Annotated in this window: 10 protein-coding genes; 3 read left to right on the forward strand and 7 right to left on the reverse strand. The window is 57.2% G+C overall.

Annotation, left to right across the window (positions count from 1 at the left end; translation table 11 throughout):
• Nucleotides 1–44 precede the first annotated feature (44 nt).
• Entirely contained in the window at nucleotides 45–1322 is a 1278-nt protein-coding gene (locus Poly51_RS02390) for a hypothetical protein (RefSeq protein ID WP_146455110.1), read from the reverse strand.
• A gap of 163 nt (nucleotides 1323–1485) precedes the next feature.
• On the opposite strand from Poly51_RS02390, the gene Poly51_RS02395 reads away from it, so the two are divergent.
• Together Poly51_RS02395 and Poly51_RS02400 are read left to right on the forward strand one after the other, a co-directional pair.
• Entirely contained in the window at nucleotides 1486–1905 is a 420-nt protein-coding gene (locus Poly51_RS02395; RefSeq protein WP_146453854.1) for an Rrf2 family transcriptional regulator, read from the forward strand.
• A gap of 117 nt (nucleotides 1906–2022) precedes the next feature.
• Nucleotides 2023–2835: an alpha/beta hydrolase gene (locus Poly51_RS02400; protein WP_246114283.1), complete on the forward strand. Its 813-nt coding sequence runs from the start codon at nucleotides 2023–2025 to the stop codon at nucleotides 2833–2835.
• Nucleotides 2836–2955: 120 nt separating this feature from the next.
• On the opposite strand, the gene Poly51_RS02405 is transcribed toward Poly51_RS02400, so the two are convergent.
• From Poly51_RS02405 to Poly51_RS02430, 6 genes are all read right to left on the reverse strand, one after another.
• A complete protein-coding gene (locus Poly51_RS02405; protein WP_222435771.1) occupies nucleotides 2956–3945 on the reverse strand; it encodes a hypothetical protein in 990 nt (329 codons plus the stop codon).
• A gap of 59 nt (nucleotides 3946–4004) precedes the next feature.
• Nucleotides 4005–4205, reverse strand: a complete 201-nt coding sequence (locus Poly51_RS02410) for a hypothetical protein (protein WP_146453860.1) — start codon at nucleotides 4203–4205, stop codon at nucleotides 4005–4007.
• 161 nt (nucleotides 4206–4366) lie between these two features.
• Entirely contained in the window at nucleotides 4367–6799 is a 2433-nt protein-coding gene (locus Poly51_RS02415; protein ID WP_186775291.1) for a serine/threonine-protein kinase, read from the reverse strand.
• A gap of 85 nt (nucleotides 6800–6884) precedes the next feature.
• Entirely contained in the window at nucleotides 6885–7502 is a 618-nt protein-coding gene (locus Poly51_RS02420) for an RNA polymerase sigma factor (protein WP_146453864.1), read from the reverse strand.
• 104 nt (nucleotides 7503–7606) lie between these two features.
• Nucleotides 7607–8293: a response regulator transcription factor gene (locus tag Poly51_RS02425; RefSeq protein WP_146453866.1), complete on the reverse strand. Its 687-nt coding sequence runs from the start codon at nucleotides 8291–8293 to the stop codon at nucleotides 7607–7609.
• Nucleotides 8294–8496: 203 nt separating this feature from the next.
• A complete protein-coding gene (locus tag Poly51_RS02430; protein ID WP_146453868.1) occupies nucleotides 8497–9942 on the reverse strand; it encodes a sensor histidine kinase in 1446 nt (481 codons plus the stop codon).
• A 94-nt stretch (nucleotides 9943–10036) separates the two neighbouring features.
• Here Poly51_RS02430 and ileS point away from each other — a divergent pair, with 94 nt between their 5' ends.
• Nucleotides 10037–13468 carry an isoleucine--tRNA ligase gene (gene ileS / locus Poly51_RS02435; RefSeq protein ID WP_146453870.1) on the forward strand — a complete coding sequence of 1144 codons (3432 nt, stop codon included), beginning with the start codon at nucleotides 10037–10039 and terminating at the stop codon, nucleotides 13466–13468.
• Nucleotides 13469–13470: the final 2 nt, after the last annotated feature.

Raw genomic sequence — 13470 nt, forward strand, 5'->3', positions numbered from 1 at the left:
GCGTTCCGGGGCAGAAACGGGCGAAACCAGTGGACGTGGATTCCCTAAGAAGCACCGCTGGTGACGGAGATCGACTTCAAGATGTCCCGAATCTCGGAACGCAGCTCAGGCGTCAGGAGCTGGAACTCGGGCGATTGATCCCGGCCCGACAAAATTGCGTCCAATTTTGTCATGACGCGGCTTTTGCATTCCTTTGGCAGCGCCGCGAACGCGTCGGAATGGATCAGATAGCTGCACGGATAGCGAAACAGTCGCGTTTGAAGATCAAATTCACGCAACGAACGGCCCTTCGCGTCACGTCGACCTCGTGCGGCAAATTCCGTCGCGAAATCGCTTGTCCCCGACACCGGGCTGGTCAACGTGAACTCGTCGCACATCAGCAAGTACCGAACGACGTTGTTGGCCGTTGCGTCGATGCGACGGTTTGCACTGTCGCTGATGGTGCCTTCGGGTCGCTCCAGCAATTCGTTCATTTGAAACGATTGATGCAGGGCTTGGCGCGTCTCGTAGTTGGCCGCGGCGATCGCGTTATGCATTTGCGTTTGATGTTCAAGAACCATCAACGCTACCAAATCACTGTGCGGCGAAAGGTAATTCTCGGTCATGATCCGATCGTCGAGATCGATTTCGTTCGCACCCGATTCTCGATCGAACGTCGTCTCGTCTTCGATACAGATCGTGTTACCCATGTGGCGCATGTCGCCGTGCGTGCCCGTCACGTACCAGCCGCCCCATCGTTCGCCAAATGGCGACGTGTGATCGGTCGTGAAGGTGCCGCTTCCCAACTTAGGACGCCCGGCGCCATCGGCGTAGACGCTGCGGACCAGGTATCCGGGAATGTTTTGGGTTCGCGATGATGCGTGGCAAGAAAGGCACTGGCCGCGATCGCGCACAAAGGTGGGTGCTTCGTTTTCTTCCTGCGACAAGGTGTAAAACACCGCGCCTTGTTGGGGGTCGGTCACCGCAAATTCCAAAACGTCGCCTCGCTGGCAATAGCCGACGTAAATGTCATCGTTGAAGTACACCGCACGTGGACGACGAGGGGAGATGCGTTGAAGTTGCAAAGATGTCTTGGAAAAGACCAACATTTGCGAACTGATCGGGACATCAAGGGCCTGAAGCGCGGACTGTAGGTAGCCGAACTTTTCGTCGTAGTCCAACTTCGCTGTACCAGACGCCAGACGTGCATTCAGTTTGGCAACGGAGTCGTGGACCGGCGCGTCCATGTAGTTGATCGGTGGCCTTTCAAAGCCACTGGACTGCGCCGTCGCCGTCGACAAATTGGAAGCCAGCACACCGACGGCCAAGGTGGCGAAAAGGATGCGTTGGACAGAGGCGATCACGACGTGGCTCCGGGAACATTGCTTGAATCGGAGGGGCAGGATAAACTTGTTTTGTATACACAAATATACAGATTCAGTATCTGCATGTCAATGTATAGGTTTGTTGCTTTCGCTTCTACAACATTCTGGTCACGCGACGACGATGCTTTCAAAAACTGCCGAATATGCCCTGCGAGCGGTGGCCTGCATGGGATCTCAAGTTGATCAGTCTCTCTCGGCCGACGTTTTGGCAGAGAAGACAAAGGTTCCCCGTCGATATCTGACGCGCGTGCTGCAAGACTTGGCAGCCGCCGGGCTGGTTCGGTCGCGGCCGGGCCCCGGGGGCGGCTACGAGCTCGATCGACCAATCGGCCAGCTCACGATCCTTGACGTCGTCAACGCGGTGTCGCCGTTGCAACGCATTCGATCGTGTCCGTTGGGGTTGAAATCTCACAAGAAGCTGTGCCCGTTGCATGCGGAATTGGACCGTTCGTATGCGGCGACCGAAGCGGCGTTCAAAGGTGTCACGATCGAATCGCTGCTGGGATCGACCAGCTCGATCGTTCCACTTTGCGAATCCTGATACGACTAGACTGGGGCAGACTTCGATCGCGCGCCCCTTTCTTTCTTTGGATTCTTACCTATGACCGTGCTTCGTATCCCGCTTTGCCGAATGGCTCAGGCACTCTTGTTTGTTTTCATGTTGACCTGCGTGAGTTCGTCGGCACTCGGTGGTGAACCGACCGAGCACACATTGATTTACAAGACCGTCATGGTCGACGGCAAGGAGAAGGAACTGAAGATTGACTGGACGCGGCCAGCCGATTGGAAGGCTTCCGATTCACGGCCCGCGGTTGTCTTCTTTCACGGCGGCGGTTGGACGGGCGGTGCACCGGGTCAGTTTGCGCAGCACAGTGTCGAGCTGGCCCAGCGAGGGATCGTTTGTTTTCGTGGCCAATATCGATTGCTAGACAAGAAGAGCAAAGACGCACCCGACATCTGTGTTGCCGATGCTTCCGACGCGTTTCGATATGTACGCGGGCGGGCATCCGAGTTCGGCATCGATCCCGATCGCATGGCGGCCGGTGGCGGATCGGCGGGCGGACACCTGGCGGCTACTCTAGGAATGATGGACGATGAAAAGTCAGACGTGTCACGAAAACCGGCGGCGTTGTTGCTGTTCAACCCGGTGTATGACAATGGACCGGGCGGATGGGGGACGGCGCGAGTCGGCGACGCATACCTGAAATACTCGCCCGCCCACAACATCACTGCGGACGACCCGCCATCCATCGTGTTTTTGGGAACCAACGACGCGTTGATCCCCGTCGCGACGGCAAAGAAGTTTCAAGCAAACTGCCAAGCCGTGGGCGTCGCCAACGACCTGCAACTGTATGAAGGTCAGGGCCACGGTTTCTTTAACGCCAAGAAGGGCGGTTCGGCCGAGTACTATCGTGACACGATGGACAAGTCGATCGGGTTTCTAGCGGGATTGGGCTGGATTGAAAAGTAGGCGGGCATAATGCACCGACAAAGGCGTGTTCAGCCGAGCGATTCGCTGGGTTCCGTGCAGAGGCTGTTGAGACACGCTTTCCAATTTTAAACGCGTCCCGTCCAGACGGGGCCTTCGTAGTCAGGGCCGTAGGTGGTCGATCCGCCGCCAACGAGCGAGTGAATCCAGCATTTGTCGATACAGCTTGGGCCAGCGAAACATCGCCCACACGACAAAGGGCAACAGCATGATCACGACCAAAACGGCCATGACTTCGAAGGCGAGTATGTAGTTGTCGATCTTACCGGCCAATCGAAGCCGGCGGAGAATCTGAACGGGTGCCGCGATCATCACTGCGATGACTCCCGTAAAGAGCAACATCTTTGCGATGCCAAACTGAAACCGATCGCCATGATGGTTTGCCGAACCGTTGCGGGCGCTCGCAGCGTCGCCGATGTATGAATTGGGCGTCCTACGCAGTCGCGGATCCAGTCGTGATCTGACCAGGATCGCTCCCCCCCAGCTTCCTACCACCGCAAACAAGAAGCCAACAAACTCTGCGGAGAGCGTGACCTCGCCGCTGTACACAAACCAAACGTCATGGATCGACTGACCCTGCCATACGATGTAGCGGACGTACGAACACGCTGCGCCGATCGTGGCGCCGAGAGAGAACCCGACGAAAAATCCCGTCACTGCCGCCTGCATGACAAGCCACGTCGGCGCGAGTGCAGCGGTCAAGATACGCATCACTGCCGCACCAAGCATCGCTCCCGTGGTGGCCCAAAGAATGACGAAAGCGACAGGCTGGAAGAAATATCCCCATGCCAACTGAATGTCCCAAACCAGCCAAGCCGCTGGCAGAAACGTAAACAACGTCGCAACCGTTGCGGAAGCCGCCGCGCCGCAGATCGCGCCGGTTGCGGTTCCATTGTCGCGAAATTGGCTGGTGTGGATCGCCAAAATCAAGGGATCGGAAAGGTCCTCATCCCCATCGCTCGGCATAGCGCCGCAGGTGCACTTCGCGTTATCGGTGTCTGTTTTTGCGAAACCGTCACGCAAAGGAATTCCGCAACGCGGGCATGCTTTCAACGGTTCGCAGACGGCTTTTTTGCGCATGATGGGATTCATGCTAACACGAATGCCAATCCGGTCAGGCACTTTTGTCCGATCGCGCGGTAAACAGGCTGCTAAGCCGCACGCTTGATTTGCACTGGGCCGCCGACCGTTTCGATTGCCAATTCTAGATCGTTGAATTGGAAGACCAAGTTCTTGAAGCGGGCTGCATCGCGGGTCGTCGACGGAAGGTCAAGATCTTCCAAGAACTCTTGAACTTCGTTGAGCGACAACCGCCCGATCATTCGTTCGGGCGTTACAGGGAACTCTTTCATCGATCGATACCGCTGTGAAGGGCAAGGAGTGGATCTGACGCGTCGCTCGCGTTCCTTCCTCTCTTCACGTTCGGCAGGTCATCGATCGCGTCCGAAGCGATCGCCCGGTCTTTCGACTCGTGACGATTGAACGGAAAAAAGCGTTGGTCAAAATGCGTTGGTCAGTGGTTCATGCTGCGACCGAAATCGGGGGCGCCACCGCCCTTGATCGTTGCGATCCACTGATCCAGTTGTGGGTTTTTCCAAAACTTGCCGCACAGTTCCAAGTATTCGAGCACCACTTTGGTCTCGCCGGCACGCAGGAGGGCGTCGGCTAGTTTCATACTTGGACCAAAGGAATTCAAATTCGGCGCCCCCGTCACGCGTCCGGATGCAAGCAGATGCTCGCAGGCGATCTTGGTCTTGCCATCGGCGATCGCCAAGTTCCCCAGGATCGTATGACCCTGGTGTTTCGAGTTTTCGTCGTCCGTCGCGATCAGTTGCTCAGCATACTGAGTCGCTTTGGCCGTGTTGCCGGCAACGTAGGCTGCTTTGGCCGCGTAGACTCGAGAATTTCGATCAGATGCACTCAGCTTCATTGCCGTTTCGAATTCGACCAGAGCGGCCGCCGCGTCTTTCTGCGTTTGCTTTTTCGATTTGCCGTACTGACTCAGCAAGTAAAGGTTACCCAATTGCTCGGCATACTGAGCCTCTTCCGGGGCGAGTGCCTTGGCACGTTTGAACAATGCCTCGGCTTCATCACGTTCGGAAAGCAGAAAGAACGCAGCGGCGTTGCCAAGGATCGTGGCGTTTTTAGGATGGTCTTTGGTCTGCTTCAACCAGACTTGTTTCACCTGCATGTAACCGACGGGATCAATCGATGCATGCATGTGAGCAATCGTGCGGCTCATCGATTCGGGATAGCGATCGACCAATTCGGCCATCAGATTGGCGTGCGGCTTTCGAAGCTCTTTGTTCATGATGTTCTTGCTTTGGTAATAGCCCAGCAACCGAAGCTTGGACTCGAGTTGCTCGGGCCCTTCGGTTTGTGCTTTCGTTTCCATCGCGGCAATCTGATCTGGTGTTAGTCGGCGTCCTTCGCTCGTCAGGGTGAGGAGCGCCGAAGACGGAATCGGCATCGAAAGAACTTCGTCGATGTCTTCGGGTTCCGCTTTCGTTGGATCAGAGGCGGTTTCCGTTTTTCGCGTGACCTTGACAACGACTTCTTTGCCACGGCGGAGTGTAAATCCGGTGGGGGTGAGTTCGAACTTGCTGCTGGCTTCGCCGAGCGAAACTTCATAGTCGCCCGATCGCAGTCGCTGGACCTCGGTGCCCGTCACGGTGTCGACGGCCAGGACTTTGACATAGCGATGGCCGTCGCCATCGATGGCTTTCGAGATCGTCACTTCGACACCGTCATCGAGCGCATCGATCTTCAACGTCCCTTTGTCCGTTTTGACGTAGATGACGCCGGCCGCCAGACAAGCGAATGCGGCCATCGCCAACGCGATCCACTTGATCGGTGGACGTCGCCCGTGCCCGACTCGCGCGGCCGTCGGTTGAGTGAACGGAAGGATCGCTGCTTCGACTTCGCAAGGTGTTTGGAAGCGGTCGTCGGGGTCTTTCGCCATCATCCGGCTGATCACATCCGACAATCCCATCGGTACGTCAGGACGCAGTTCGGAAACGACAGCGGGTTGTGTTTCGGCGTGATCTTTGATGCGGTCGGCGACCGAACCGGCGTCAAAGGGCGGTCGTCCGACGAGCAGGTAGTGCAGGGTTGCGCCAAGGCTGTAGATGTCGCTGCGAATGTCGGCCTGTCGTGCATCGGCGGCTTGTTCGGGCGCGATGAAATCGGGTGTCCCCATCAACGTGCCGGCTGACGTCAGTTTCGAGTCCGTGCTGCCTTGCTCGGCGGATGCCATCATCGTTTCCGATACCAACGACGCCAGGCCGAAGTCGAGAACCTTGACGGATCCATCGGGCGTCTGCATCAAATTGTGTGGCTTGATGTCTCGATGCACCATGCCTTGATCGTGTGCGTGCTGCAATCCGGCGGCGGCTTGCCCAATGGCGTCGCATGCCTGGGCCACCGGCATGGCTCCATCTCGCCGCACCCGTTGGGCCAAATTGATGCCATCGACGTACTCCATCACCAAAAAATGGACGTCGCCGAACTGGTCAGCATCGTAGGCGGTGACGATGTTACGGTGCGAAAGTTGAGCCGCCGTTTTGACTTCGCGATGAAACCGTTGGATGACTTCGGGGCGCCGCATCAGTTCGGGCTTGATGATTTTGAGCGCGACGATCCGATCCATCACACGATGCTTGGCCTTGAAGACGTCGCCCATGCCGCCGCGGGCGATCAGTTCGGCGATTTCGTAGCGTGGATTGTTTTGCAAATCGTCACGTCCATGACGATGTTCGTCATCCACACTTGAACGTTGCAACAGGACGGCGAAGCTGTCGTCGTCCGACATCGCCAAAAGGGTTTCGCAACAGGACTCGCATTCGCGGATATGGTCTTCCAGCGTCGCGATTTCAACCGCGGGCAACTGTCCCGTCGAGAACGCCTTCAAGTCATCATTTGTCGGGTGCATCATGTCGCAAAGCATGGGCCTTGTCTCCGATAGGGGTTGTATCGTTTCGGTGGGCATTCACTTAGGGAGTGCCGCAGCCGGCGACTTCTTTCAGCACTTTCTAACTTTTCTTTTCGGGTCCGGCCGTCGTGGCATGCTCGACAAGCCCGGCCGCTTCTTGCCGAAGACGGCTTAGAACTCGCGATTTCGCGATAAAGACCGCGTTGAGCGTCATTCCAAGTTCCCGCGCCGCGACGTCAGCCCGTGCTCCATCAATCGCGACTCGCTTGAAGGCGTTCCAGGTTTCCGGCGAAAAATGCCGTTCGGCTTGGATCATCAATTGGCCAGCCACATGGCGGTCGTGTTCGTCGTCCCAGAGCCGGCTCATATCACTGGCCGGGTCATCCAGTTCGGCCAAGCGGCGGACGACGTCGGATCCGTCTGCGGTGCGGGGGTGGCGATCGCGGGTACGCCAGAACGTCCGCAATCGGTGCACAAGAATCGTTTTTATCCAAGCCCGAAACGCACCCGTTCGTCCGTTGTGCTCGAACGTGCCGACCTCTTTGGAAACTACCCAAAGAACTTCCTGCGCCAGGTCGTCCGCGTCGCTGGGCTGGACGTCGTACTTTCGCATCCAGGCGACCAACAAGGGTCGATACAGGATATCCAGACGGTTCCAAATTTCGGAATCATCGGAGTGCTTGATTCGCTGTAAAAGCGATAGCGAGGTGTCGGCCATCGTTGGTCGAGTATCGGGAAAGGAGGTGATGCCGAACGGAATACTTCGATCGGTTTCACTCACCTTAACCGCTGACGGCGAACCACGTCATTCACATTCGGCGTTTACTCGCGGAAACGGTATCCGACACCCCGAACCGTTTCGATCAAATCGGCTGCATCGCCCATCTTCTTTCGCAGTGCTCGAACGTGGACATCGATCGTTCGTTCCAGCACCATCGTGTCTTCGCCCAGGGCCGCGTCGACCAGTTCGGCGCGTCCGAAAGCCCGTCCGGGTTGCCGAATTAACGTTTCCAGTAATTGAAACTCGCTTTTGGTCAGCTTCAATTGCGTATCGCCGATGCTGGCGACGAAGCGCCGGCGGTCGATCATCACATCGTGGTGGCTGACTTGATCCGCATCTTCAACAACCGGTTCGCGGCGACGCAGCAGTGCCTTGAGCCGTTGCAACAGTACCTTGTAACTCTCGACTGGCTTGACCACATAGTCATCGGCGCCGACGGCGAACCCGACGACTTGATCCGACTCTTCGCCCAGCGCGCTGAGCATCAAGATCAATGTGTCTTTCGTTGCTGGATTGGCGCGAAGCTGCTTGCAAACGTCGACACCGTTGAGAATCGGTAGGTCGACGTCCAAGAAGATGACGTCGGGCAATTGTAACTTGGCCAGCCTGATCGCCTCGCGTCCATCGGCGGCCCGGAAAACCTCGTATCCGGCTCGCTGAAGTTGATACTCCAACGTTTCCGCAAGCGGTCGGTAGTCCTCGACAATCAATACTGTAATTTTCGACATGTTTTCTTCGTTTTGCACACTCGTGCCGGACGGAAGCACGGCCGCGAAGGACCTCGGATCCGATGAAACAAGTTGCATTTCACTGCCAAGACGGAAGGTGGGGAAAAGTATGACAGATCTGTCACCGACGCTCGGTCGTCATCGTGAACGATGCGGCCCATCTGTGCATCCCACCAAAGCCCCGTTATTTGGTGAAGTTTTCGTTAATTCTTGGCACGCGACGACCCGTGCGTTGGCGACTTTTCCTCAACACACTTCGGCAAAAGGACCTCGAACTGAGCGCCTTCGCCGGGTCGGCTGCTGACCCTGACTTCGCCCCGCAGCGCGTGTACCAAGTTTTTGACAATCGATAGGCCAATGCCGGTGCCTTCGGGCAAGGCGCTGGTCCCATCGTCGCGCGCGATTCGCGATGTTTCGACGCGATAGAAACGCTCGAAGATTCTTTTTTGTTCGCCCGGCGGAATGCCCACGCCATCGTCTTTGACGACCAAGGCGATGAATCGGCCGGCGTCACCGATACTGACGTTTACGTTTCCGCCGGACGATGTGTACCGGATCGCGTTGCCGATCAGGTTGTTTACGATCGTCAATGTTGCTTCGCGATCACTCATCACACTTGCGGACTGCGACGGGTCAAAGTGCAGCCGGATCCCGTTGGCTTCGGCGACCGGTCGATTCGAACGCAAGGACTCGTCAATCACGTCGGCCAAATGGATGACTGAAATCGACAATTGCGAACGACCCGCTTGGGCTCGCGCCAACTTCATCATGTCGGCGATCAAGCGTTCCAAACGCAAGCACTGGATGTGGATCTGGCTCATGAAGTGTTTGGCGGCCGACGGGTCGTCTTCGATTGCCAATTCGACCGTTTCGGCATAACCCTTGATCGCGGCCAGCGGCGTTTTCAATTCGTGAGAGATGTTGGCCACGAATTCGCGGCGCATTTCGTCGACTCGGTTGGTTTCGGTTTCGTCGCGCAGCGAAACCAGGAACTGCATCGCGGGGCCCCCGTCGATGGGGTCGACGCGAACCTTGATCGGCCGCAGCGTCTCTTCATCACCGATCTCGACCATGAATTTCTGTGTCCCCTCGCCGGCGGATGCCGACTGAATGCTGCGAGCCAGATCGGGGATGCGAACGATTTCGGTCAATACACGTCCGTCGAGCGACTCGTGTCTGGAAACGGCCAACAAGCGACGTGCCGACGGATTGATGAGAAGGATATTGCCGCAGTGAGACAGCAGGATCACGCCGTCACGCATCATCTGCAGCGCCGATGCCGTCTGTTCCGCTTCCTGGTGCAGCTTCGTCCAGCGTCGTTGCCAATCGTCCGCATTTTCACGAGCGGCCGCGACGGCGTTTCGAATGCGAATCGATTGGTTGGCCGCGCGGTTCTTGGACCACCGGTCGCCCAAAGCCATGGCGGTGACGGCGGCGAACAACGTCCACCCGACCGACCCCGATGCCCATCCGACTGCGGCGCCGACAACGGCCGGAACCGCCACCAGAAAACTCGACGAGACGGGCGCCGAATCGGTCAAATCGTCGTAAGGCGGTGTTGGAGAAGACGGTGCAAGCACGCAATCGAACCGGGATGGGGAAGCGAGTCGACCGGGGCGGGCGCGTTCGACGTTTGACCGTACAATCATGGTCGCTCAGCCTGGATTCTGACACAGGACGCCAGCCGTTCCTAACGCAATATTCACAAATTTACCCTACTCAATCAACGTAATTCACCTCCTCATGGCCACCCCTCTTCGTGCCCCCGCCGGCAGCCCGAACTTTCCCGCGCTCGAGCAAGATGTCCTGAAGTTCTGGGACGAGCACGATATTTACGCCCAGTCGCTGGCCGCTCGCGCGAGCTGTCCGTCGTTCGTCTTCTATGAAGGTCCCCCGACCGCCAACGGCATGCCGCACCCCGGGCACTGTTTGACCCGCAGCATCAAGGACGTCTTCCCCCGCTACAAAACGATGAAGGGATTCCGTTGCGAGCGTAAAGCGGGCTGGGACACCCACGGTTTGCCGGTCGAAGTCGAAGTCGGCAAGGAAATGGGCATCCACAGCAAGGAAGACATCGAGGCCTACGGTGAAGAACCGTTCATCCAAAAATGCCAACAAAGCGTTTGGCGTTACATGCAACAGTGGCAAACGCTGACCCGCCGACTCGGGTTCTGGGTCGACCTGGAAGACGCCTACGTTACCTATCACCAGAGTTATGTCGAGTCGGTGTGGTGGAGTCTGAAGAATCTGTTCGACCGAGGACTGCTTTACCAAGGACACAAAATCGTATGGTGGTGGGCCCAAGGTGGGACGGCGCTGTCGGCCGGCGAAGTCGGCCAGGGCTACCGTGAAGTCGCGGACCCGAGTGTCTATGTGCTGTTTCGTTTGTACGACGACGCGGGCAAACCGACCAACCGATCGCTGGTCGTGTGGACGACGACGCCATGGACCTTGCCCAGCAATATGTACGCAGCGGTTCACCCAACCGATGTCGACTATAGCGTCGTCCGCGATTCCGAAACGGGCGAAGAGTTGGTGTTGGCAACGAAGTTGGTCGAAACGGTTGCCGGTAAACTGAAACGCGAGTTGGAAGTCGTCGAGTCGTTGTCCGGCGCGTCGCTGATCGGGCGGCGCTATCAACCGCCCTTCGATGACTACGTGACCGCGACTGGTGATCCGACAGGTAAACTTGCCGTTGGTGGTGATACTGAACACAAGTATTGGCGCGTGGTTGCAGCGGATTTTGTGACCACGGAATCGGGGTCCGGTATCGTTCACCAGGCTCCGGCGTTCGGCGAGGTCGACCATGAAGTGTTGGTGTCCGAGCGAAGTCGATTCGTACAATCCGATGCACCGGAGTTGTTGTGTGCAGTCGGTCCGGACGGGAAATTCACCGATGAATTTTTACCGATGAAGGGCACGTGGGTCAAAGACGCGGACAAGCCGATCATCCGCTTGCTGAAAGAATCATCGCTATTGCTGATGCAGGAACAGTATCTGCACGAATATCCATTCTGTTGGCGGGCCAGCGAAGATCCGTTGATCCAGTATCCGCGTCGAAGCTGGTTTATCCAGACAACGAAGTTTCGCGATCTGATGCTGAAGAACAATTCCAAGATTGGGTGGCAGCCCGAGCATATCCGCGACGGACGCTTTGGAAACTTCTTGGAATCGAATGTCGATTGGGCGCTGTCGCGTGAACGGTACTGGGGCACGCCGCTGCCGATCTGGGTTTGCCAAGCGACCGGACAAGCCGAAGCCATCGATAGCTACGACCAATTGTTGGCCAAGCCCGGCGTCACGGGAACAGAAGTCTGGGACGCCGCCAAAGCAGCCAACCCAGAATTGGTCGACGATTTGCGTGTCCACAAACCGTACATCGACGCGGTCACTTACGATTCGCCGTTCGAGAAAGGCGCGCGGATGAAACGCGTCACCGAAGTCATCGATTGTTGGTACGACAGCGGCGCGATGCCGTTCGCCCAGTGGGGTTGGCCACACAAAAATGACGAGAAGTTCCGCGACCAGTTTCCGGCCGACTTCATCAGCGAAGCGCTCGACCAGACCCGAGGTTGGTTCTACAGCCAGTTGGCAATCAGCACGATGTTGTTCGGCGAAGGCGCGGCGATCAGCGATTCGAAGGCTCTGGACGCCGAGACGCGCACGACTACGCCGACGCTTGCTGGTTTCGATACCGACTATCCGATCCCCTTCCGCAACTGCATCGTGCTTGGATTGATGCTTGGCGAAGACGGGAAAAAAATGTCAAAGAAGGACAAGAACTTCCGCGAACCTGCCGAGATTTTTGACAAGTACGGTGCCGACGCGCTGCGTTGGTTCTTCTTCAGCAAACAAACGCCTTGGACTGCGATCCAATACAAGGAACAAGCGATCAAGGATTCGATCCCCGAGTTCTTGCTGCGGACTTGGAACACGTTCAGCTTCCTGACCATCTATGCCGAGATTGACGGATTCGATCCCACGACAGCCGTCGGTGCGGATGACCAACTGTCGCCCGCTTCGCTGGCGTCGGCGCCAACGTATCGCGATGCTTCCAAACGAAGTGAGATCGACCGCTGGATCTTGTCGGAACTGAACCAAACGATCGCAACGGTCACCGACAAGATGGACGCGCTCGACAACTACAACGCATGTAAAGCGATCACGGCTTTGGTCGACGGGCTGAGCAATTGGTATGTCCGACGCAGTCGCGATCGGTTCTGGGCCAAAGAAACGGACTCGCAAGACAAGGCCGACGCATACTGGACTTTGTACGAGACGCTGTTGGAATTGGCAAAGCTGGTCGCGCCGTTCGTTCCATTCTTGTCGGAAACCCTGTGGCAGAACCTGACCGCGCCGTTCGGTGATCGCGTCAAGAAAAGCGTTCATTTGTGCGACTATCCCGTCGCCGACGCCTCGCGTATCGATGCGAATTTGTCGGCATCGATGACGCTGCTTCGCGAGATCGCCTCGATGGGTCGGGCGGCACGTGCGGAAGCAAAATTGAAAGTGCGGTTGCCACTGTCGCGGGTCGAGGTGGTGCTGACAAATGATGCTCGGATCGCTTGGCTACAGAATCACGACGAACTTGTGCGTGAGGAACTGAACGTCAAATCGGTCGAGTACACGACCGAGGGCGACCAGTATGTCCAATACACCGTCGTGCCGAACTTTAAGCGGTTGGGCCCCAAAGTTGGCAAGCAAATTCCTGCGGTCAAAGCCGCACTCGCGAAAGCCGATGGCAACGAATTCTTGCAACAACTGTCGTCGCAAGGTTTCGTGACACTGTCGCTTCCGGGTGGGGACGTGAAATTGGATAGCGACGACATCGAAGTTCGTTTGCAAGCTCGCGAAGGTTGGGCAGCGGCTCAGGGGACTCAATGCGTTGTGGTGCTGAACACCGAAGTCACCGATGAACTGCGCCGTGAGGGTGTGGCAAAGGACTTGATTCGGACGATTCAAAGCCAACGCAAGGTAATCGCGTGCGAATACACCGATCGCATCCGCGTCGGCGTGGTCACCGATGAAGATGAAGTGACCGCCGCCATCGCCGAACACGGCGAAATGATCCGCAGCGAAACGCTTGCCGATGCTTTGGCGATCGGTGCGATCGACGCAGTAACGCCGGTCGAAACCGAATCGGGGAACGTCTATGTGTGCAAGGTGACCGCGTGAGT

The organism is Rubripirellula tenax, from assembly GCF_007860125.1.
In the GTDB taxonomy this organism is placed as follows: domain Bacteria; phylum Planctomycetota; class Planctomycetia; order Pirellulales; family Pirellulaceae; genus Rubripirellula; species Rubripirellula tenax.